General features: G+C 73.2%; 22 protein-coding genes and 1 pseudogene. 16 read left to right on the forward strand and 7 right to left on the reverse strand.

The features are described from left to right. Positions 1–128: 128 nt before the first annotated feature. The 7 genes and pseudogenes from DQ240_RS09485 to DQ240_RS09515 all read right to left on the reverse strand — a co-directional run bounded on the left by DQ240_RS09485 (position 129) and on the right by DQ240_RS09515 (position 5671). Positions 129–1208: a flagellar biosynthesis protein FliA gene (locus DQ240_RS09485; RefSeq protein ID WP_113839371.1), complete on the reverse strand. Its 1080-nt coding sequence runs from the start codon at positions 1206–1208 to the stop codon at positions 129–131. A 101-nt stretch (positions 1209–1309) separates the two neighbouring features. Next, positions 1310–1810 carry a hypothetical protein gene (locus DQ240_RS09490; protein ID WP_233498605.1) on the reverse strand — a complete coding sequence of 167 codons (501 nt, stop codon included), beginning with the start codon at positions 1808–1810 and terminating at the stop codon, positions 1310–1312. Between the two features lie 316 nt (positions 1811–2126). Further along, positions 2127–2300, reverse strand: a pseudogene (gene csrA, locus DQ240_RS24520) (carbon storage regulator CsrA); the annotation flags it as partial. An 81-nt stretch (positions 2301–2381) separates the two neighbouring features. Continuing rightward, positions 2382–2786, reverse strand: a complete 405-nt coding sequence (gene fliW, locus DQ240_RS09500) for a flagellar assembly protein FliW (protein ID WP_113839372.1) — start codon at positions 2784–2786, stop codon at positions 2382–2384. 58 nt (positions 2787–2844) lie between these two features. Then, positions 2845–3777 (reverse strand): flagellin, encoded by a 933-nt coding sequence (locus tag DQ240_RS09505; protein ID WP_113839373.1) that lies wholly within the window; start codon positions 3775–3777, stop codon positions 2845–2847. Beyond that, positions 3777–5189, reverse strand: coding sequence for a flagellar hook-associated protein FlgK (gene flgK / locus DQ240_RS09510; RefSeq protein WP_113839374.1), 1413 nt, complete (start codon positions 5187–5189; stop codon positions 3777–3779). The genes DQ240_RS09505 and flgK overlap by 1 nt, the downstream gene beginning before the upstream one ends. Further along, on the reverse strand, positions 5186–5671 hold the full coding sequence (locus DQ240_RS09515) for a flagellar protein FlgN (RefSeq protein WP_113839375.1): 486 nt from the start codon (positions 5669–5671) through the stop codon (positions 5186–5188). The genes flgK and DQ240_RS09515 overlap by 4 nt, the downstream gene beginning before the upstream one ends. Positions 5672–5861: 190 nt before the next feature. Between DQ240_RS09515 and DQ240_RS09520 the strand changes: the two genes are divergently transcribed. The 16 genes from DQ240_RS09520 (at position 5862) to DQ240_RS09595 (ending at position 20517) form a co-directional block, all read left to right on the forward strand. Further along, entirely contained in the window at positions 5862–6761 is a 900-nt protein-coding gene (locus DQ240_RS09520; RefSeq protein ID WP_369832005.1) for a sigma-70 family RNA polymerase sigma factor, read from the forward strand. Between the two features lie 17 nt (positions 6762–6778). Continuing rightward, entirely contained in the window at positions 6779–7843 is a 1065-nt protein-coding gene (locus tag DQ240_RS09525) for a glycosyltransferase (protein ID WP_113839377.1), read from the forward strand. Positions 7844–8004: 161 nt separating this feature from the next. Continuing rightward, positions 8005–9183 carry a flagellin gene (locus tag DQ240_RS09530; RefSeq protein WP_113839378.1) on the forward strand — a complete coding sequence of 393 codons (1179 nt, stop codon included), beginning with the start codon at positions 8005–8007 and terminating at the stop codon, positions 9181–9183. Between the two features lie 101 nt (positions 9184–9284). After that, complete coding sequence (gene fliD, locus DQ240_RS09535) at positions 9285–10649, forward strand: flagellar filament capping protein FliD (protein ID WP_113839379.1); 1365 nt, start codon at positions 9285–9287, stop codon at positions 10647–10649. 62 nt (positions 10650–10711) lie between these two features. Next, a complete protein-coding gene (gene fliS / locus DQ240_RS09540) occupies positions 10712–11110 on the forward strand; it encodes a flagellar export chaperone FliS (protein WP_113839380.1) in 399 nt (132 codons plus the stop codon). Next, positions 11107–11454, forward strand: a complete 348-nt coding sequence (locus DQ240_RS09545) for a hypothetical protein (protein WP_113839381.1) — start codon at positions 11107–11109, stop codon at positions 11452–11454. Before fliS ends, DQ240_RS09545 begins: the two co-directional genes overlap by 4 nt. A gap of 364 nt (positions 11455–11818) precedes the next feature. After that, on the forward strand, positions 11819–12166 hold the full coding sequence (locus DQ240_RS09550) for a flagellar basal body protein (protein ID WP_113839382.1): 348 nt from the start codon (positions 11819–11821) through the stop codon (positions 12164–12166). Position 12167: 1 nt separating this feature from the next. Next, complete coding sequence (gene flgC, locus DQ240_RS09555; RefSeq protein WP_113839383.1) at positions 12168–12566, forward strand: flagellar basal body rod protein FlgC; 399 nt, start codon at positions 12168–12170, stop codon at positions 12564–12566. A gap of 2 nt (positions 12567–12568) precedes the next feature. Beyond that, complete coding sequence (fliE, locus tag DQ240_RS09560; protein WP_113839384.1) at positions 12569–12910, forward strand: flagellar hook-basal body complex protein FliE; 342 nt, start codon at positions 12569–12571, stop codon at positions 12908–12910. Continuing rightward, positions 12910–14508 carry a flagellar basal-body MS-ring/collar protein FliF gene (fliF, locus tag DQ240_RS09565; RefSeq protein ID WP_113839385.1) on the forward strand — a complete coding sequence of 533 codons (1599 nt, stop codon included), beginning with the start codon at positions 12910–12912 and terminating at the stop codon, positions 14506–14508. The genes fliE and fliF overlap by 1 nt, the downstream gene beginning before the upstream one ends. A gap of 19 nt (positions 14509–14527) precedes the next feature. Beyond that, positions 14528–15607, forward strand: coding sequence for a flagellar motor switch protein FliG (gene fliG, locus DQ240_RS09570; protein ID WP_113839386.1), 1080 nt, complete (start codon positions 14528–14530; stop codon positions 15605–15607). Between the two features lie 91 nt (positions 15608–15698). After that, positions 15699–16475, forward strand: coding sequence for a FliH/SctL family protein (locus tag DQ240_RS09575; protein ID WP_233498607.1), 777 nt, complete (start codon positions 15699–15701; stop codon positions 16473–16475). Further along, positions 16472–17779: a FliI/YscN family ATPase gene (locus tag DQ240_RS09580; RefSeq protein ID WP_113839388.1), complete on the forward strand. Its 1308-nt coding sequence runs from the start codon at positions 16472–16474 to the stop codon at positions 17777–17779. The genes DQ240_RS09575 and DQ240_RS09580 overlap by 4 nt, the downstream gene beginning before the upstream one ends. Positions 17780–17807: 28 nt before the next feature. Further along, positions 17808–18275: a flagellar export protein FliJ gene (locus DQ240_RS09585; protein WP_113839389.1), complete on the forward strand. Its 468-nt coding sequence runs from the start codon at positions 17808–17810 to the stop codon at positions 18273–18275. Then, entirely contained in the window at positions 18263–19237 is a 975-nt protein-coding gene (locus DQ240_RS09590; RefSeq protein ID WP_113839390.1) for an NlpC/P60 family protein, read from the forward strand. The genes DQ240_RS09585 and DQ240_RS09590 overlap by 13 nt, the downstream gene beginning before the upstream one ends. Further along, entirely contained in the window at positions 19234–20517 is a 1284-nt protein-coding gene (locus DQ240_RS09595; RefSeq protein ID WP_113839391.1) for a flagellar hook-length control protein FliK, read from the forward strand. Before DQ240_RS09590 ends, DQ240_RS09595 begins: the two co-directional genes overlap by 4 nt. The last annotated feature ends 15 nt before the right edge of the window (positions 20518–20532 follow it).

The raw sequence follows: 20532 nt of genomic DNA on the forward strand, positions 1-20532 counted from the left end.
GGCGTTAGCGTGGGCCACAGAGACCTCCGGTTGGGAACGGCGACGTCAAGCACCGCCACTCCTTCCGGAGGTCTCCTTGTTGATCAAGCCGCCACGCCGACTGTCAACAACGTCCCTGGTTGCGACAGCTAGTCGACCAGCTCGGCCAGCTGGGTCTTGAGCGCCCGCTCGACCCGGTCGGCGTGCACGTTCATGTTGCGCACCGAGGTGCCGAGCTCGGCCGACAGCTGGGTCTTGGTGACCCCGCCCCAGGTCGTCAGGTACCAGGTGGCCCAGCCCAGCACGTTGGGCTGTCCGGCCCGCTGCTCGGGACGGGCGGCCGGATCGGGTGCGCAGGCGGCGGTCAGGGCGTGCGACAGCAGGGTCTGCTCCGCCTCGCCCATGATCTCGTCCGGCGCCTCGTGGCTGTCGGGGATGAGGACCTCGGCGGCGTCGGGCGCGCCGTCCAGCGACTGCAGGTTGCGCAGCCCGTTGAGGGTCGCCACGGTCTGGGAGTTGCGGCGCAGCGTGGCCACGCTCTGCCCCATGTAGGCGGCGAGCTCCTTCTCCGAGGGGCGGCGCTGGTGCTCGGCGACGAACGCCGCGATCGCCTTCTGCTGCTTGTGCTCGGTGTCGGCGGCGGTGCGGCCGTGGGCGGCGCGGCCCAGGTCGTGCACCCACTTCGACAGCTGCGTGGCGAGGAAGGCCCCGAACGGGACGCCCTTGGTCTCGTCGTACTGGCCGACGGCCTTGAGGATCCACTCGGCCACCTGCTGGGCCAGGTCGTCGGGGTCGGGCAGGTGGAGGCGGATCGTGCTCATGTTGCGCTGCAGGCGCTTGAGGCTGACCGGCCCGTAGTGGCGGCACAGGTCGTCGAGGAAGGCCGGCGGCAGGTCGCGCGGAGCGCGGCGGCGGACGTCGGCCTCGGCGCGCAGGCCCACCGTGGTGATGCCCCGCCCGGCGCACCAGGCGCGGATCCAGTCGGCCAGCACCGGGCCCTGGCCGCAGGCGCCGTCGACGCGGTACAGCCCCTCGCCGGCGTCGAAGCTCACGGTGACCGCGTCGGGCAGGTCGGCGCGGAACTCGGCCAGCGGCAGCTCGCGGTCGACACGGAAGTGCACCCGGTCCCGGGGGGTGATCGGGACACGGGCGAAGCCCTCCGCCTCGGGGAGGCCGCCGAAGACCAGCGGCTGGCGGATGCGCTCTGCGGACGGGATGGCGGTGGTCACTGGCTGCTCCGGGGAAGAGAGGACGCGGTCAGGTCCGGGGCGGCCTCCCTGCAGGGGCCCGCCACGAGCGTGCGAGCGGTGGGGGCAGGGAGGTCCTTCGATCAGGCGAGGACGTGCTCGGCGGCCGGGACGGCGCGCGGCGCGGGGACGACGGTCTCGGCACCGACGCCGAGGCTGGCCATGAGACCGGCGGCGGCGGCACGCTCGGCGGGACCGGGCTCGGCGCAGTAGACCGGCATGTGGTCGTAGAGCGTGGTGAAGAGGTCGCTCACGAACGCGTAGGCGGCCTGCGCCTGCGGGGAGAAGCGGGCCACACCGGCCCGCGGGCCGAGCTCGACGCCCACGGTGACGCGCACGGTGCGCTCGTCCTTGCCCAGGCCGGTCACCGCGACGGCGACGTCGGGGTGGGCGGCCGCCAGCGCGGCCAGACCGGCGAGGCAGCGGCGAGCGGAGCCGCGCCGCGGGCGCAGGGCCACGTGCACGACGACCGTGTCGACGTCGTCGGCCAGGTCGGCGGCTCGGGCCGGCTCGAGATCGTCCGTCGGCGAGGTCGTCAGGTCGACGGTGTCGGCCGGGACGGCCTGGTCAGCGCTGCGGTACATGGATATCGCCCCCTTGTCGTGCTTGGGGGCAACTCTGGCGCATGACGACGCCGACACCGACACAAGACTCGCTGTGCCCGACGCAATGTGCGGGGTCAGCTTCGGCAGTTCTTGCCCGTGTTGCTGCCTCGCGCACGCCCGACCACCCAGCGGATGGCAACTACCGCCAACCGGAGAGTGGCCGGGCCGTGCACATGCGTCAGGCGGTCGGAGCCTGCACCGGTGCCTGCGGGCTGGCACCGCCGTCGGCGGGCGCCGTGGCCGGCGTGGGGGCGAACGCCGCGAGCGCGCCGAGGGTGTCGGCGGTGACCTGGGCCGCGAGGAGGTTGGCCTCGGCGATCTGCCGGTAGACCTCCTCGCGGTGGATGGTCACCTCGCGGGGCGCCTTGAAGCCCAGCCGGACGGTGCCGCCCCGGACCTCGACGACGTGCACCTCGATGTCGTCGCCGATCCGGATCGTCTCGCCGACGCTGCGGGTGAGTGTGAGCATGGGAACCCCTCCATGGGTTGTCGTGGCCTCCGTGGCATCCCGCGGGTCGCGGGCACTGGGCGCGTGGGCGCGCCGAGGTTGTTATCGGCGCAGTGGCCGCCGGATGGGATGAGTGGCGTCGGTGAGCACCACCTGGGTCGCGCGCCAGGTGGCCGGGTTGACCACCACCGGTGCCCGGAGGTTGGCGGTCGCGGCCGCCGCACCCTCCGGGGGAACCGTCACGAGACAGAACAGCTGGGCGTCCGCGGGGTCGGTCAGCCCCAGGTCCGCGCAGACGGACCGGGGCAGCTCGGGCGCGTAGTCCGGGAAGTACCGGGCCGGGGCGATGGCCAGGAACCGCGGACCGTCGGCGTCGAGCGACTGCAGCCAGTAGAGCAACCCGTCCCCGTCCGCCGTGACGAGCACGTAGTCACGGTGGTCGGGGAAGCCGGGCACCGGCTGCACCATGCCCAGGAGTGGCAGGGTGGCGACGGGGGCGAGCGTCACGATGCGACTCCGGGGACGGCGGGACGGGGGGTGGCGCGCGCCGCAGGGGGGGCGGCGCTCATCGGAGGAAGTCCAGCAGCGTCGGCTGGATCGCCTTGGCGGTCGCGCCGAGGGCGGCCTCGTAGCCGGTCCGCTGCATGTTGATCTCCATGATCGTCTTCGGCAGGTCGACGTCCTCGACGTCGGCCAGCTGGCCCTTGAGCGTCAGCTGCAGGTCGGTGTTGACCTCCTGGGCGGACCGCATCCGCGCGGAGCGGGCACCGATGTCGGCCGAGGCGGACAGGAGCCGGCTGACGGCCTTGTCCAGGTCGGCGAGGTCGGTCTTCAGGTCGGTCGGGTCAGTCCCGGCGCTGAGCACGTGGCCGGCGATGTCGCCGACGAGCGCGAAGAGGTCCCGCCCGGCCGCCTGGTCGCCGAAGACCTCCGGCCCCGTGAGGTCGACGCGGATCACCTCGGTGTCGGACACCCGCCGCAGCTGGGGCACGGTCATGTCGGTGACCACCCCGCCGATCGTCGCGAGCCCGCCGACGCCGACGAAGGCACCGCTGGCGTCGTAGGCCTGGGACCCACCGGTCGCCCCGCCGAAGACCGGTCGGCCGTCGATGGTCTGGTTCGCCAGCCCGAGGAGGCTCTCCCGCAGCGAGGTGACCTCCGTGGAGATCGCCAGTGCCGAGTTGCCCTGCATGGACCCGGTGTTGAGGCCCTGGACGGTCAGGTCCCGGACCTTCCGCACCTGGGCCAGGATCGTGGTCAGTGCGGTGTCGGCAGCGTCGAGCCAGCCCTTGCCGTCGGAGATGTTGCGGGCCTGCTGCTCGACGGCGGCGGTGTTCTGCCGCACCTGCATCGCCTTGTTGGTCCCGGTCGGCGAGTCCGAGGGCGCGTTGAGCTGGCGGCCGGAGGTCAGCTGCTGCTGCAGCTTGCCCATCCGCTCCAGGTTCTGGTTGAGGCCGAGGAGGCTGGTCTGCGCGACGGCCCGCTGGGTGATCCTCATCAGCGACCCACCACGCCCATGCCGTTGATCAGCGTGTTGAGCGCCTCGTCGATCGCGGTGACCAGGCGGGCCGCGGCCGAGTAGGCGTGCTGGTAGGACATCATGTTGGTCATCTCCTCGTCGAGGTTGACCCCGGAGACGGACTCGCGCGCCGCGTCGACCTGGTCGCGGACCACGGTCTGCACCGCGAGGTCGCGCTCGGCGACCGCGGAGTTCACGCCCAGGCCGACGATCATCTTCCGGTAGGTCGAGTCGACGCCGCCGGCGGCCAGGGACAGCTTGAACATGGCGTCGGCGTTGTCGCCGTTGGCCGTGAACACGCCACCGGGCAGCGCCCTCGCCGCGGCGATGCCCCGGGGGTCGGTCATCGTCACAGTGATGGTGGCCGCCGTGATCGTGCTGCCGGTGGAGGGCCCGAGGAGGTCGACGCCGGGCTGGCCGTCCAGATCCAGACCGGCCTTGTGCTGGGTGTTCACCGCCGCCGCCAGGTCGGCCGCGATGGTGTCGAGCTCGGCCCGGTACCGGGGCACGATCGTCGTCATCACCTTCACCTGCCCCTCGGCGGTGCCGCCGACGGAGAGGGTCGAGCCGCCGGGGTCGGTCACCAGGCGCGGCGGGTCGGTGATCGCGTCGCCGGGGGCCGTGGCGCCGGCCAGGCGGACGGCGATGGCGGTGTTCCCGCTGACCAGCGACGTCCCGCCGACCGACACGTTGAGCACGCCGTCGTGGCCGCGGGTGGCCGTCGCCCCGACCTGCTGGGACAGCTTGAACACCAGGGCGTCGCGCTCGTCGCTGAGTTCGTTGACCGGGATCCCGCTGAGGGTGCCCAGCTTGATCTTCTGGTTGAGGTCGGCGATGGACGTCGTCGTGGCGTTGACGTCGGCCACCATGGACTCCAGCGAGGCGTGGGTGTCCTCCCACTGCTTGTCCAGGCTGGTGGCCGTGGTGCGGATGCCGGCCGCGAGCGTCTTCAGCCGCTCGATGGCCTGGCTGCGTGCGGCCAGGTTCTTCTCGGTCGGATTGTTGGCGACGTCGCTGAAGCCGCTCCACACGTCGGCCATCATCTTCTGGATGCCCGTGTTGCCGGGCTCGCGGAAGGCCTGCTCGACCTGTGTGTAGGCCTGGCTCTCGACGGTGAGACGGGCCGTGGTCGCCGTCTCCAGCCGGCCGCGGGCCTCGAGGAAGGCGTCCCGGATGCGGATGACGCTGTCGGAGTCGACGCCGGAGCCGATCCCGTCGCTCACCGCGTGGATCGCCGGGACGGTGGAGCCGTTCATCGACGACTGCTCGACCCGCTGACGCGAGTAGCCGTCGGTGTTGACGTTGGAGATGTTCTGCCCGGTCACGTCGAGGCCGCGCTGGGCCGCCCACAGCGCGGTCGAGGCGCGGGCGAGGCCGCCGAACGTACTCACAGTGCTCCGTCCAGGGTCACGGCGCGGTTGGCGCCGGCGGTGGTGCGGCCGGAGGCCCCGTAGGTCCCGGCCGAGGGCGCGCGGACGGACAGGAGCGCCTCGTCGAGGGCGGCGAGGCCGCCCTCGATCAGGCCGCGGTTGCTGTCGGAGAGGCCGCGCAGCTCGGTCACGAGCACGAGCAGGGCCTCGTGGTGCTTGCCGAAGAGGTCGTTCCACGGCGCCGGAGCCGCATCGGCGACCTGGCGCAGCGAGGGGTTGGCGTCCAGGCCCAGCTGCACGGCGAGCGACTCGGTCACCGCCGCGCGCTCCACCTCGAGGGTGCGCAGCTGGTCGAGGACGACCTCGATCTCGTGCGCGATGCGCGCCAGCCACCGGGTCTTGCCGGTGACGATGAGGTACTGCTTCTCCTCTGCCTTGAACAGCAGCAGGTCCAGCAGCTCCTGCTCGCGCCACAGCAACGTCGACAGGTGCTGGTAGTCCACGTCCCACCGCCTCCCTGATCCGTCGCGAGCCAGGGATCGGCCCGCGTTCTCGTCGCAGACAGGCCTTCGGCACCGGGCGAGGAACCCTCAAGCCGAGGGGCGCACGTTGTCAGATCTTCCCCGTGGGCCGACGGTGCCGAACGGCACACAGCGTGCCGAGAAGGGAGACGTGCGAGCAGCCCGATCTCCGGTGACCGAGCGTCCCCCGGCCGTTCCCCAGCCCCGATCGGCCCGGGCGGTGGACGACCTCGTGACCGAACACCTCCCGCTGTGTTCCTTCGCGGTCAACGCCGTCGCCTCCCGCATCTCCCTGCCGTCCCACGTCAGTCGCGAGGACCTGCTGTCCTGCGCGAAGGTGGCACTGGTCGAGGTGGCGCGGAGGTTCGACCCGTCGGCCGGCGCGACCTTCGCCACCTACGCCCTGCCGCGACTGCAGGGTGCGGTGCTCGACGAGCTGCGCTCCGGCGACTGGGCGAGCCGCTCGGTCCGGGCCGCGGCACGTCGCACCGACGCCGCCGCCGACGCGCTGACCATCAGCCTCGGCCGGCCGCCGACCCGCGAGGAGCTCGCCGCGAGCCTGGGCGTGCGGCAGGGCGATCTCGAGGCGCTGCAGGTCGACGTCCACCGGGCGGTGATGGTCAGCATCGACGCCGAGTCCGGTGGGGAGTCCGGGGGGCTGGACCTGCCCGACCCGGGCGAGTCGCCGGAACGGGCGCTGCTGCGCGTCGAACGCGCCCGGTACCTGCAGCAGGCCATCCGCGAGCTGCCCGACCGCCTGGACGAGGTGGTCGAGCGGAACTTCTTCGGGGGTGAGTCGCTGACCGAGATCGCCGAGGACCTCGGGGTCACCCTGTCCCGCGTCTCGCAGATGCGCGCCCGCGCGCTCACCCTGCTGCACGCCGCGATGAGCGAGGTGTGGGAGGGCCGCGCGGTCCCCGCCGACGGCGGCGTGCGCGCCCGCAACCAGCAGCGCTCCTACGTCGACCGCGTCGCCGGCCGCAACGCCCCGCCGGCGGCATCCCCGGCGCCCGTGCCGCATCCCCGGGGCGCGCAGATCCTCAGGCGCTACGGCGCGGCCCGCCCGGCCTGAAGCAGAGAGGGACGACCATGAAGGTACTCATGATGCACGCGGGTCAGGGCCCGCAGGACTACTACCGCGTGAGCGAGCCGATCAGGGCCATCCGGGCCGCCGGCCTCGGGGTCGAGATCGAGGTGCGACGCGGCATCGAGACGATGGTCCGCCCGGGCGACGACGGCGAGGTCTACGCCGCCGACGCGCGCGGCGCGGACGTCGTGGTGCTCCAGTTGCCGAAGACCGTCGCCATGCTGCAGACGATCCGCGTGCTGCAGGACCAAGGCGTCGCGGTGGTGGTCGAGATGGACGACCTGCTCAGCGCTGTCCCCTTCGGCTCGGTGGGCCACGACGCGCTCGTCCGCAAGGGCATGGCCCGGCGCGCCGCCGAATGCGCCCGCGAGGCGGACCTGGTCACCACCACGACTCCCGCGTTGCTGAAGGAGTACGCCACACACGGCCGCGGCGCCGTCGTCCCCAACGCGATCCCCCGGCGGGTCGCCGAGCTTCCGCCCGCTTACGAGCGTCAGGCCGACGTCGTCACCATCGGCTGGACCGGAGGCGTGATCACGCACCCCTACGACCTGCAGGTGATGGGGTCCGGCCTCCAGCAGGCGTTGGACGCCACGCGAGGGCTGAGCCGGTTCTGCATCATCGGAAACGGCTGGGAGGCCCGCACCCGCCTCGGCCTCAGCGACGAGCCGGCCGTCGTGCCGTGGATGAACGACGTCGACGCCTATGCGACGGCGATCGGCGAGAACCTCGACATCGGCATCGCCCCGCTGCGCGACGACCGGTTCAACACGAGCAAGAGCTGGCTGAAGGTGCTCGAGTACGCCGCGCGGGGCGTCGCGGCCGTCCGGTCGCCGAGCCCCGAGTACGAGCGGCTGGGTCTCGGCAGACGAGCCCGCGCGCCCAAGGACTGGGCCCGCGGTCTGACGTCCGCCGTGCGGGACGCCGAGCGCCGGCGGGAGTTCGCCGCCAAGGACCGCGCCGTCGTGTTCGACCGGCACCTGACGGAGCACACGGCCCAGTCGTGGGTCGACGCGTGGCGGCGGGCCGCGGACCACCGCGCCCGCAGCCGGCGCACGTCGGCCTGACCTCCCCGTTCCGGCGGCTACCGCACGGACGGGTGAGACCCGGGAAATCGCTGTCCCGTTCGCCTCAAGAACCACCGGTCGTCCGCCGTAGACAACCCCGTACGGCCCGCAGCACGGATGCAGCGGGATGAACATCCAGACCCCGTCCAAGGAGGAACCCCATGGGTCTCAGCGTCAACAACAACATCGCGGCGATGAACTCGTACCGCAACCTGTCGATCACCGACGGGCAGATGAGCAAGTCGCTGGAGAAGCTCTCCTCCGGCTTCCGCATCAACCGTGCGGCGGACGACGCCGCGGGCCTGGCCATCTCCGAGGGTCTGCGCTCGCAGATCGGTGGCCTCAAGGTCGCCGTCCGCAACACCCAGGACGGCGTCTCGGTCGTGCAGACCGCTGAGGGTGCGCTCACCGAGACGCACAAGATCCTCCAGCGCATGCGCGACCTGACCGTGCAGGCCAGCAACGGCGGTGGGCTCAACGACGACGCCAAGAAGAACATCCAGTCGGAGATCGGCCAGCTCAAGAACGAGCTGACCCGCATCGCCGACACGACGACCTTCAACGGCACGAAGCTGCTCGACGGCAAGTACGACGGCAGCTTCCAGGTCGGCGCCAACGTCGGCGAGTCCATCAAGGTCAAGGTCGGCACCGCGATGAGCGCCACCGGCCTCGACGTCAACGGCGTCGACGTCACGGCCACGGCCGCCGGCATCACCGCCACGCCGGTCCTGGCCACCTCCGGGTCTGCCTCCAGCACCGCGGCGACCGTGACGGTCGCCTCGGGTTCGGCGAACCCGGCCCTGTCCGAGGGCTTCTCGAAGCTCAACGGCACCCTGACCCTCAACGGCAAGTCCCTGGACCTGTCGACGGTGGTCTACGGCGACACCGACACGGCCGCGCAGCGCATGACCACGCTGCAGACGGCGATCTCGAACACCTTCGGGACCGACGTCACCGTGGCGTCCGGCAGCGGTTCGCTGGTCTTCACCGGCCCCACGCCGGGGAACGGCCTGACCACCGACGAGCTGGCCAAGAAGCAGCTCAGCTTCACCCAGTCCACGGGTGCGAGCGAGGGTCTGAAGAAGATCGACGCGGCGATCAAGACGGTGTCGAACACGCGGGCCGACCTGGGTGCCATCCAGAACCGGTTCGAGCACACCATCAGCAACCTGAACGTCGCCGTCGAGAACCTCTCGGCGTCGGAGAGCCGGATCCGCGACACGGACATGGCCCAGGAGATGACCAACTTCACCCGGACCCAGATCCTGACCCAGGCCGGCACCGCGATGCTGGCCCAGGCCAACCAGGCTCCGCAGGGCATCCTGCGTCTCCTGGGCTGATCCAGCACCCAGTAGCACCCAGCTCCACCAGGTGAGGGGGGAGGCCTCCGGGCCTCCCCCCTCACCTGCACCACCGCACCCCAGTCCCAGGAGGTCCCGGCATGGCGGGCATGAGCACCAACGTCGGCCTGATCTCCGGCATGAACACCGCCGAGCTCATCGGCCAGCTCATGCAGGTCGAGGCCAACCCGCAGACCCTCCTCAAGAACAAGCTCGTCGCCACGAACGCCGACGGCAACGGCTACCGCGCCGTCAACCTGCGGTTCGACTCCCTGAACAGCGCCGCCGCGGCCCTCTCCACCGACGCGGTGTGGAGCGCGACCAAGGCGACCAGCTCCAACGCCTCCGTCACGGCGACCGCGGGCGCCGGTGCGGCCGCCGGATCGCTGACCTTCACGGTCACCGACCTGGCGACGACGCACTCGATGCGCAGCGGCGAGTACAAGGCCCCGGCCGGCAAGACCGCCGCGGCCGACACCGACTTCGGTGCCACCTCGATCGACATCAAGGTCGGCTCCACCGTCACCTCGATCGCACTCGACACGGACGCCAGCGGCACGGTCACGCTGACCGAGGCTGCCGCGGCGATCAACGCCAAGACCGAGCTCGGCCTCACCGCGACCGTCGTCCAGGTGGCCGAGGGCACGTACCGGATGCAGCTCTCGACGAAGACCAGTGGCGCCGCCGGGGTCTTCTCGGTCCCGAGCGACGCCTCCTTCACCGACCTGACCACCGGGACGAACGCCAAGCTCACGGTCGGCTCGGGCCCGGGCGCCTACACCGTCACCTCCGCCAGCAACACCTTTAGCGGCCTGCTGCCCGACACCACGCTGACCGTGTCCAAGGCCGGCGAGACCGCCACCGTGTCCGTGGCCCGCGACACCGACGCGACGGCCGCGAAGATCCAGGCTCTCGTCGACGCCGCGAACAACGCGCTCCAGGTCATCACGGACTACACGTCCAAGGACAGCACCACCGCGACGCTGCAGGGCGACAGCACCCTGCGCAACCTGGCCGGGAAGATCGCCGACGTCGTGTCCTCCGGCATCGGCGGGAAGTCCGTCTCCGCCTACGGCATCGAGCTGGGCCGCGACGGCAAGCTGACCTTCAAGAAGGACGTCTTCACGGCCGCGCTGGCCGCCGACCCGGCCGCCGCCCGGGAGTTCTTCACCGAGACCACAGGGACGGGCGCGACGGCCGAACCGATCGGTCTGGCCGCGCAGCTGCAGAAGGTGGCCAAGTCGGCCTCGGACAGCAGCACCGGCACCCTCACGCTGCTCGCCAAGAGCACCGAGACCACCGCGAAGGACCTCCAGGAGCGCATCGCGGACTGGGACACGCGGCTGGCCATGCGCAAGGAGAGCCTCACCCGCCAGTTCACCGCCATGGAGACCGCGCTGAGCGCCCTCCAGAACCAGTCGACCTGGCTGTCCGGTCAGCTGGCCGGCCTACCGAAGTGGTCCTGAGCCCCCGTTCCGTCCCCCTCCGACGCCGCTCCCCCGACGTTGACCCTGGAGAACCCCACCCCATGAGCACTGCCTCGCTCCGCGCCCGCTACCTCGGTGACACGGTCACCACCGCGTCGCCGCAGCAGCTGCTGGTCATGCTGTACGACCGGCTGGCGCTCGACCTCGACCGGGCGCAGACGGCCCTGGCCGCCGGCGACCGCGACGTGGCGGGTCAGCAGCTGAACCACGCGCAGGAGATCGTCCTCGAGCTGCGCAGCAGCCTGGACGTCGACGCGTGGGAGGGCGGGCCGCGGCTGGCCGCGCTGTACAGCTGGCTGCTCACCGAGCTGGTGCAGGCCAACGTCAAGGCCGACCGGAACCGGGTGGCCTCGTGCCTGCAGGTCGTCGAGCCGCTGCGCGACGCCTGGCGGCAGGCCGCGGCCACCCTGGCCACCGCATCGGCTCCGGCCTCGGCATGACCGCCGCCCACTCCTCCCCCGAGGGCTCGTCGGCCGAGTGGGCGACCGTCCTCGAGGAGATGGAGGGCGAGATCCTCGCCGCCCAGCAGTCGCTCGAGGACGGCCGGGCCGAGGACATCGCGGCGTGGAGCCGGCGCACCGCCGACTGGACGCCGCCGCAGGACCTCGGCCGGCTGCCGATGGACCTGCGCGAGCGCGCCGCCCGGCTGCTGCAGCACCAGCTCGCCGTCGCCGAGGAGCTCGCCGAGCGGATCCTGCAGTCCCGGCAGCAGCGCGACCTCGCGGCGCGCATGTCCTACGCCCGCACCCGGCCGGCCGCCGCGTTCGTCGACCGCGCCCTCTAGCTCCCCCCGACCCCCACGACCGGGTCCGCCACCACGGCGGGCCCGGTCGTCGGCGTTCCAGCCCGTGACCGCACCGTCCCCGGTCGGCACCTCGCGCGCGAAGTGCCGACCGACACGGTCGTCACACATGCACCGGCAGGCCCGCCGCTCCCCTCCGGACCGACCGTCCCGCCCGTCACCCGCGTGGCTGACACGCGGTCAACCGGCGGGCCCGGACTGCCGATGTCCTCCCTGCACGGACAGCACCACTCTCGCCACGGATCGGCGGCCCCCCACTCGCTCGCGAGTGTCTTCTGCGTACCCGGAGGCCCGTCGTGTCCTGCCGTCCTGCCCGCCTGCGCGCTGTCCGTCGGAGCGCTGCCCGATGATCAGCGACGTCACGATGACGACGCTGCACGCGGCCCTGTCCGGGCTCGCGCAGCGGCAACGGGTCACCAACGACAACATCTCGAACATCAACACGCCGGGGTACCTGGCCGGCCGCACCGACTTCGAGTCGACGCTCAAGAGCCAGCTGTCGCACGGGGAGACGCCGCGCGTCGGCGGCGGCTCCATCGCGCGCTCGCTCGAGCCGACGAACACCAACGGCAACAACGTGAACCTCGACAGCGAGACCGTCATCGCCACCGAGACCGGACTGCGCTACCAGCTGGCCCTCAACGCCCTCGACGGCAAGTACGGCCTGCTGCGCACCTCGCTCAGGACGCAGTGACGTGTTCGACGCCCTGAACATCTCCGGGACCGGCCTCTACGCCCACCGCAAGTGGCTGGACGCCGTCTCGGACAACATCGCGAACATCAACAACGTCAGCTCCACCGACGGCGAGGCGTTCCGCGAGCGCTTCGTCGTCGCGCAGGCCGTGGACTACGGCAGCGGTGAGGGCGGGGTGCGCGTCGCCCAGGCCCAGTTCGGCAACGGCGAGGGCCGGCTGGTCTACGAGCCGACCCACCCGCTGGCCGACGCCGAGGGCTACGTCCGGTACCCGGACATCGACCTCGGCGAGCAGATGACCCAGTTGATCATGGCGCAGCGCGGCTACCAGGCCAACCTCGCGTCGGTCGAGCGTGCGACGGACGCCTACCGGGCCGCACTCAACCTCGGGAAGGGCTGACCATGACGTTCCCCATCGGCGGGATCTCGATCCCCTCGTTCCCCACCGTGCCCGCCGTCGGCGGTGCGGGTGGCATCGGCGGCGCGGCCGCCGCGACCGAGGCGCCGGCCGTCTCGGCCACCGAGAACGGCTTCGCCGACGTGCTGACCGGCGCCATCGAGAACGTCCAGGGTGCGCAGTCGAAGTCCAACGAGCTCGCCGTCCAGGCCGCCACCGGCGACCTCAAGGACGTGCACGACTACATGATCGCGGCCCAGGAGGCGGCGCTCACCACCGAGATGTTCGTGACGCTCAAGAACAAGGCCGTCGAGGCCTTCACTGAGATCATGAGGATGCCCATCTGATGCCCGCTGCACTCGCCGGCCCGCTGGGGCGGCTGCGCTCCGCGTTCGAGACGATCAGTCTCGGACAGAAGGTCGTCATCGGCCTGCTCGTCGCCGGGCTGGGGCTCGGCGGGTTCTTCTTCTACAACTGGATCACGACGCCGACCATGGCGCCGCTGTTCAGCAACCTGGCCTCCTCCGACGCCTCGGCGATCGTCGAGGAGCTCAACGCCAGCGGTGCCGCCTACGAGCTGGCCGACGGCGGGGGCACCATCCTCGTCGCCCAGGACCAGGTCTACGACCTGCGCCTGGCGATGAGCGGCAAGGGCCTGCCCGCGGGTTCGGACACCGGGTACGCCCTGCTCGACGAGCAGGGCATCACCACCAGCGAGTTCCAGCAGCAGAAGACCTACCAGCGCGCCATCGAGGGCGAGCTGGCCAACACGCTCGAAGCGCTCGACGGCGTCCAGCAGGCCATCGTCCACGTGGCGCTGCCCGAGGACGAGGTCTTCGCCTCCGACGAGGCCGCCCCCACCGCCTCGGTGATGCTCGACCTCTCCCCCGGCACCCAGCTGTCCGGCGAGCAGGTCCAGTCGATCACCAACCTCGTCTCCTCCAGCATCGAGGGGATGGCGCCCGAGCAGGTCACCGTGAGCGACACCTCCGGCCAGCTGCTCTCGGCCGCCGGCCAGGGCGTGACCGCAGCCGCCGGCGACGCGCGCTCGCAGATGGAGACCGACTACGAGAACCGCCTGGCCGCCCGGGCGCAGGCCATCCTCGACCCGGTCCTGGGAGCCGGCCGCTCGCGGGTGTCGGTGCGCGCCGACCTCGACATGAACCGGACCGAGGAGAACTCGACCGTCTACACCGACAGCGGCGCCCCGCCGCTGTCCTCGCAGAACACCTCCGAGGAGTACACCGGCACGGGTGCCGCCGTGGGTGGCGTGCTGGGTCCGGAGAACGCGGCCGACGCCGGCGCGGGCGGCGGGGACTCGAACTACAACACCGAGTCGAACACCGCCAACAACTCCGTCAACACCACGGTGACCAACACCGAGGTCACGCCCGGGCAGATCAACCGGCTGACGGTCGCGGTCGTCCTCGACGGCACCGTGGCCGGCAACCTCAACCAGGCGCAGGTGCAGGACCTGATCGGCAACGCCGTCGGCCTGGACGTCGCCCGTGGCGACGACATCTCGGTCGCGTCGATGCCCTTCGACACCACGGCCGCCGACCAGGCGGCCGCGGAGATGGCTCAGGCGCGCGAGGACGAGAAGACCGCGCAGATGTGGTCGCTGATCAAGAACGGCGCGATCGGCCTAGGCATCGCCCTGCTCGTCCTGATCGTCTGGCTGCGCAGCCGCCGCCGGTACGACGACGAGGACGACGAGCCGCTGGAGCTCGACGACGAGGTGATGGCGGAGCTGGAGCGCCTGCGGGTGGCCAGCACCCGCGACGAGACGGCGCTGATGGACCGCGCCCCCGACAACCGCGCCCTGGAGCTGGAGGCCGCCGAGCGGGCCCGGGTCCGCGGCGAGATCTCGACGATGGTCAGCGAGCGCCCCGACGAGGTCGCGGCCATGCTGCGCGGCTGGCTGACCGAGACCGGCACCAAGTGACGACCCGGACGGAGACCCCGTGAGCATCGCGAGTGTCGAGCAGCTGGTCGGAGCCGCGCCGACCAACCTGCCCGCTCTGCCCCCCGCCCCGCCGCCCCCGGACATGCCGGGCCTGCGCAAGGCCGCCGTCTTCCTGGCCCAGATGACCAAGGAGGAGGCCGGCGTCCTCCTCGCCAAGCTGCGGCCGCGCGAGGTGGAATCGCTGACTCGCGAGCTGATGAAGCTCAACTCGGTCGCGCCCGAGGACGTCGACGGCGTGCTCAGCGAGTTCCACCAGATGATGGCCGCCCAGCGGTTCGTCGGCCGCGGTGGCGTGGACTTCGCCCGCGAGATCCTCGCCGCGGGTCTGGGCGAGGACAAGGCCGAGGGCATCCTCGCCCGGCTCAACGTCGTCTACACCGAGGTGCCGTTCGCCTCGCTGCGCAACGTCGACGTGCGCCAGCTGGTCACGTTCCTCAAGGACGAGCACCCGCAGGTCATCGCCCTGGTGCTGGCCCACCTCTCGGCGGCCCAGTCGGCCGAGGTGCTGTCGGGCTTCGCGCCGGAGCAGCAGGCCGAGGTCGCCCACCGGATCGCCACGATGGACCGCACCACCCCCGAGATGGTGCGGCTGGTCGAGGAGGAGCTGGGCCGGCGCATGGGCTCGCTGCTCGCGCACCAGGACATGTCGACCGTCGGCGGCGTCGAGACGCTGGTCGAGATCATCAACCGCTCCCCGCGGCCCACCGAGCGCTCGATCCTGGAGTGGCTGGACGCCACCGACCCGGAGCTCGCCGAGCAGGTCCGCGCCCAGATGTTCGTCTTCGAGGACATCGTCACGATCGACGACCGCTCGCTGCAGCTGGTGCTGCGCGAAGTCGAGGCCAACGACCTGGCCACCGCGCTCAAGGGCGTCCGGCCCGACGTGCGGGACAAGGTGGTCCGGAACCTCTCCGAGCGCGCCGCCGAGAACCTGGCGGAGGAGATCGAGCTGCTCGGCCCGGTCCGCGCCCGGACGGTGGAGGAGGCGCAGGCCAAGGTCGTCGGCGTCATCCGCACCCTCGAGGAGCAGGGTGCGCTGACCATCAACCGTGGCGGGGACGATGAGTTCGTCGCGTGATGACAGCCCCGTGAGCATCGCAGCGAGGTACGAGCGAGGAGCGGAGCGGGGCGCGGAGTCACGCCCATGGGCATCGCCTGACGGCACCTCGGTGCTGCTGAGGGGCGCGTCGGCGCAGGCCGCCACCCCCTACCGACAGGCCGACGGCGTGCTGCTCGCCCCGCCGGTGGTGGCACGCCCGCCGATCCCCCAGCCGCGACCGGTGCCGGAACTGGAGCCCGACGTCGTCGAGCGGCGCACCACCGTGCGTCGCGCCGCCGACGTCCCGGTGCCCAACGGCCGGGGCGTCCTCCGGCTGGGCGACGTCTACGCCGAGGAGCTGGCGCGGCTGCGCGAGCGTGCCCACCAGGAGGGGTTCGCCGCCGGCCACGCCGAGGGCGTCGCCGCTTCGGCCGGCGCGCTGGCCGAGGCCGAGCGCGCGGCGCAGGAGCGGCTGGCCGACGTGCAGAACCGCTGGGAGCGCCGGCTCGTCTCGGCCACGGCGGCCCTGGGCGCGGCCGCGACCCACCTCGAGGACACCGCCGTGCCGGTCGCCGAGGAGCTGCGCGAGGAGGTCCTGCACGCGGTGCTGGTCCTCGTCGAGGACCTGCTCGGCCGCGAGCTCGCCACGCTGGACAGCGCCGGGGTCGACGCGCTGCGGCGGGTCATGACCCTCCTGCCCACCGACGCCCCCAGCGTCGTGCGGCTGCACCCCGACGACCTCGCCGAGGTCCCGGCCGAGGCGCTGGCCGCTCTCCCCCCGTCGGTCACCGTCGTGGGCGACCTCGCGGTCGAGCGCGCCGGCGCCGTCGCCGAGAGCGGGGTCCAGCGGGTCGACGCCCGCCTGAGCACCGCCCTCGCCCGCGTCCGGGAGGCCCTGCGCGCATGACCATCGGCACCGTGCTGGAGCGGGCCCGGCTGGCCGCCCGCCCCCTGCTGACCGGCTCGGTCGTGGGGGCCATGGGCCTCACGCTCAGCGTCGAGGGCGTCCCCGCCGCCGTCGGCGACCTGGTCGAGGTCAACCCCGGCCCACGCGGCCTGCTGGCCGAGGTCGTCGCCGTGGGCCGCGACCGGCTGACCTGCATGCCGCTGGGCGAGCTGTCCGGCGTCCAGTCCGGCGCGCCCGTGCGCACCACCGGCATGCCGCTGCAGGTCCCCGTGGGTCCGGCGCTGCTGGGCCGGGTCCTCGACGGTCTGGGCCGCCCGATCGACGGCGGCCCCTCGCTCGGCGGTGGCGTGCAGTGGGTCGACCTCGCCAGCGAGACCCCGCACGCCCTCTCCCGCCGCCGGGTCGAGGAGGCACTGCCGGTCGGCGTGCGCGCGCTGGACACCCTCGTGCCGGTCGGCAAGGGCCAGCGCCTGGGCATCTTCGCCGGCTCGGGGGTGGGCAAGTCGACGCTGCTGGCGCAGATCACCCGCGGCACCGAGGCCGACGTGCGGGTCATCGCGCTGATCGGTGAGCGTGGCCGGGAGGTCAAGGAGTTCCTCGAGGAGAACCTGGGCGCCGAGGGGCTCTCCCGCACCGTCGTCGTCGTCGCCACCTCCGACGAGCCGCCGCTGGTCCGCCTCAAGGCCGCGTTCGTCGCGACCCGCATCGCCGAGGGCTTCCGTGACCAGGGCCGCGACGTGCTGCTGCTCATGGACTCGATCACCCGCACCGCCATGGCCCAGCGCGAGGTCGGGCTGTCGGCCGGCGAGCCACCGGCGACCCGCGGCTACCCGCCGAGCGTGTTCGCGATGATGCCGAAGCTGCTGGAGAAGGCGGGCCCCGGCGCGGTCGGCTCCATCACCGGCCTCTACACGGTGCTGGTGGAGGGCGACGACCACAACGAGCCGATCGCCGACACCGCCCGGTCCATCCTCGACGGGCACGTGGTGCTGACCCGGAAGCTGGCCACCGTCGGCCACTTCCCGGCCATCGACGTGCTCGAGTCCATCTCCCGCGTGGCCGGCGCCGTGGTTCCCGCCGCCCAGATGGCCGACGCGCGGGAGGCCCGCCGGCTGCTCGGCGCGCTGCGCGACGTCAAGGAACTCATCGAGATCGGCGCCTACCAGGCCGGCAGCGACCCGCTGGTCGACCGCGCCCGGGCGCTGTCCCCCGCGATCGACGCCTTCCTCCGTCAGTCGATGGACGACACGACCGGCACCGCCGAGGCGTGGCACCGGCTGCACGGGATCGTGACCGCCGGATGACCAGCCGTCCCCGGACGGGCGGCGGCTGATGGGCAAGCGACAGGCGTTCCGGCTGGCTCCGGTGCTGCGCGTGCGCGAGGCCGCCCAGCGGGCGGCCTCGCTGGCGTACGCCGAGGCGGAGTCCGCCGCGGCCGACGCCGCCCGCCGCGCCGACCGGCTCGCCGGCGAGCTGCACACGTGGGCGGTGACCGGCTCGCACTCCTCGCAGAGCTTCCTGGCCGCGATGGTCGCATCGCAGGCCGCGGCTGCCGATGTCTCTGCTGCACGGTCCACGGCCCAGGCCTCGGCCGAGCACGCGGAGCTCCTGCGCGCGCGGTGGACCGCCGCCGCGCAGGAGACCAAGGCGCTGGAGAAGCTGCGCGACCGGCACGAGCTGGCCCTGCGGCACGCCGAGGACGCCGCCGAGACCCGGGCCGTCGACGACCTGGTGACCGGCCGGCACTCCGCCCGCACCGCACGCGACGAACAGGGAGAGGAGGGGACATGGAGGGGCTGACCGCCGTCCAGGGACGGGTCGCGGAGATCCAGAACCGGATCCTGATGCTGTCGGCGAACCGCGCGTCCTCGACCTCCGCCGCCTGGTCCAGCGCCGCTGCCGCGGCGGGCCTGACCGGCACGGCGGGCGCCTCGTCGGGCAGCGCGCCCGGCGCCGGCGACGGCTCGGCGGGCGCGCAGGTCGTCGCGGCCGCCAGCCGGTACCTCGGGGTGCCCTACGCCTGGGGCGGCACCGACCCCGCATCCGGGCTGGACTGCTCGGGTCTGGTGCAGCGGGTCTACAAGGACCTCGGCATCGACCTGCCGCGGACCTCCTCGCAGCAGGCCACCGCCGGACGCCCGGTCGCGAGCCTCGCCGAGGCCCGACCCGGCGACCTCGTGTTCTTCGACAACTCGTCGTCGCGGGCCGGGATCGACCACGTCGGCATCTACATCGGCGACGGCAAGATGATCGCCGCGCCGCAGGCGGGCGAGGTCGTCAAGGTCCAGTCCGTCGGCGACCCGAGCCTGATCCGCCGGGTGCTGCCCGACGCCCCCGCGGCCGCGCCGGCCGCCGCCCGGGCGGTCCCCGGCGCGGGCATGGCCGGGGTCCCCTACGCCGACCTGTTCGTCTCCGCCGGCGCCCGGCACGGCGTGGAGCCGGCGCTGCTGGCGGCGGTCGCGAAGACCGAGTCGGGCTTCGACTCCTCGGCGGTCTCCCCGGCCGGCGCGACCGGCCTCATGCAGTTCATGCCGGCCACCGCCCGCGGCCTGGGCGTCGACCCGCGCAACCCGGCGTCGGCCGTCGACGGCGCCGCCCGCTACCTGCGCCAGCTGACCGACCAGTTCGGGTCGACCGACCTCGCCCTGGCCGCCTACAACGCCGGTCCGGGCGCCGTCTCGCGCGCCGGCGGCATCCCGCCGTACCCCGAGACCCGGTCCTACGTGTCCAAGGTCCTCAGCGCCGCGGAGGCGTACTCATGACAGCTCCCACCCTGGCCACCCTGCTGCCGGTCGCACCGGCCGCGAGCGCCCCGACGCCGGCGGCGAAGCCGTCCGCCGGCTTCGCCCGGTCGCTGGACGACGCGCTCGCCGGCGAGGCCGGCACCCCGGAGCCCGGCGCCGAGGCGACCCCGCCGGAGGACGACGCCCCCGCCGCCGCCCCGGTCGCCGGGGGCGGGGAGGCCGGGGTCGGGGGCACGGCGACCGACGAGGCGCCGGTCGCCGTCCAGGTCCTCGACCCGGCCGCCTGGGCCTTCGCGCTCGCGGTGGCCGCCGCACCGGCCGGTCCGGCCGCCCAGACTCCCACCGCGGCTCCCGACGCCGTCCCGGCCGGAGCGGTCCCCGCCGCCGCGGTGGACCTCGCCGCGATCGCGCCGGCGACGGCCGTCCCGGCCGACGGCGTCCCCGCTCTCGTGCCGGCCGTGCAGGCTCCGGGCCAGACCCCGGCCGGACCGACTCCGGCTCCCGGCGCGACGGCTGCCGCCGCCGTGCCCGCCGCGACCCCGGCTCCCGCTCCGGTGCCGGTCCCCGCGACCGCGGAGGCCCCGGTGCTGCCGCCGGGGGTCGTCGTCGTCCCCGCCCCGCCGGGAGGGGAGTCCGCGGCGGCGCCGACCGCGACGGTCGGCGAGTCCGCCGCACCAGCGGTCGCCGGCCCGACCGACCTGCCGGTGCCCGCTGCCGCAGCGACCGGCCAGGAGCACGCCGGGGCCGACGCGCAGACCGGCGGCGAGCGACCCGCGGGCACCCTGACCCCGGTCGCCGCGCCCGCGGCCGCCGCCCCGGCCGGCACCGTCGCGGCTCCGCCGCCCACCGCCGCACCGACGCCTCCCCCGGCCGCGGTCGCGACCCAGGTGGCCCCGGTGGTGGCCCAGCTGGCCAGTGGCGCCGACGGCACCCACACGATGACGCTGGTGCTGCGCCCCGAGACGCTGGGCACCGTCGAGGTCCGCGTGACCGTGTCCCAGGGGACCGTCGACCTCACGCTGCGGCACGCCTCCGAGGCCGGCCGGGCCGCGCTGCTCGACGCCCTCCCCGACCTGCGGCGCGACCTGGAGTCCTCGGGCCTGAACTGCTCGAAGCTCGACGTCGACCGCGACAGCGGCAGCTCCTGGACCTCGTCCCAGCAGCAGGCCGCCGAGCAGCGGGCGCGGGAGGCGGCGACCGGCCGCGAGCGCTCCTGGCTGCGCAGCCCCGACGCCGACGGCGGCCGTCCGGCACCCGTCGTCCACAGCCCGTCGTCCGGACTCGACGTCCGGGTCTGAGAGAGGAGACCCCCG

This window comes from Blastococcus sp. TF02A-26 (assembly GCF_003319125.1).
GTDB lineage: Bacteria > Actinomycetota > Actinomycetes > Mycobacteriales > Geodermatophilaceae > Trujillonella.

Excerpts from the sequence above, each read along its gene's own strand:
- DQ240_RS09530 (WP_113839378.1), top strand. The coding sequence starts at position 8,005 with ATGGGTCTCAGCGTCAACAACAACATCGCGGCGATGAACTCGTACCGC.
- DQ240_RS09595 (WP_113839391.1), top strand. The coding sequence starts at position 19,234 with ATGACAGCTCCCACCCTGGCCACCCTGCTGCCGGTCGCACCGGCCGCG.
- DQ240_RS09590 (WP_113839390.1), top strand. The coding sequence starts at position 18,263 with ATGGAGGGGCTGACCGCCGTCCAGGGACGGGTCGCGGAGATCCAGAAC.
- DQ240_RS09525 (WP_113839377.1), top strand. The coding sequence starts at position 6,779 with ATGAAGGTACTCATGATGCACGCGGGTCAGGGCCCGCAGGACTACTAC.
- fliF (WP_113839385.1), top strand. The coding sequence starts at position 12,910 with ATGCCCGCTGCACTCGCCGGCCCGCTGGGGCGGCTGCGCTCCGCGTTC.
- DQ240_RS09580 (WP_113839388.1), top strand. The coding sequence starts at position 16,472 with ATGACCATCGGCACCGTGCTGGAGCGGGCCCGGCTGGCCGCCCGCCCC.
- fliE (WP_113839384.1), top strand. The coding sequence starts at position 12,569 with ATGACGTTCCCCATCGGCGGGATCTCGATCCCCTCGTTCCCCACCGTG.
- fliD (WP_113839379.1), top strand. The coding sequence starts at position 9,285 with ATGGCGGGCATGAGCACCAACGTCGGCCTGATCTCCGGCATGAACACC.
- DQ240_RS09585 (WP_113839389.1), top strand. The coding sequence starts at position 17,808 with ATGGGCAAGCGACAGGCGTTCCGGCTGGCTCCGGTGCTGCGCGTGCGC.
- DQ240_RS09550 (WP_113839382.1), top strand. The coding sequence starts at position 11,819 with ATGATCAGCGACGTCACGATGACGACGCTGCACGCGGCCCTGTCCGGG.
- DQ240_RS09505 (WP_113839373.1), bottom strand. The coding sequence starts at position 3,777 with ATGAGGATCACCCAGCGGGCCGTCGCGCAGACCAGCCTCCTCGGCCTC.
- DQ240_RS09490 (WP_233498605.1), bottom strand. The coding sequence starts at position 1,810 with ATGTACCGCAGCGCTGACCAGGCCGTCCCGGCCGACACCGTCGACCTG.
- fliS (WP_113839380.1), top strand. The coding sequence starts at position 10,712 with ATGAGCACTGCCTCGCTCCGCGCCCGCTACCTCGGTGACACGGTCACC.
- DQ240_RS09545 (WP_113839381.1), top strand. The coding sequence starts at position 11,107 with ATGACCGCCGCCCACTCCTCCCCCGAGGGCTCGTCGGCCGAGTGGGCG.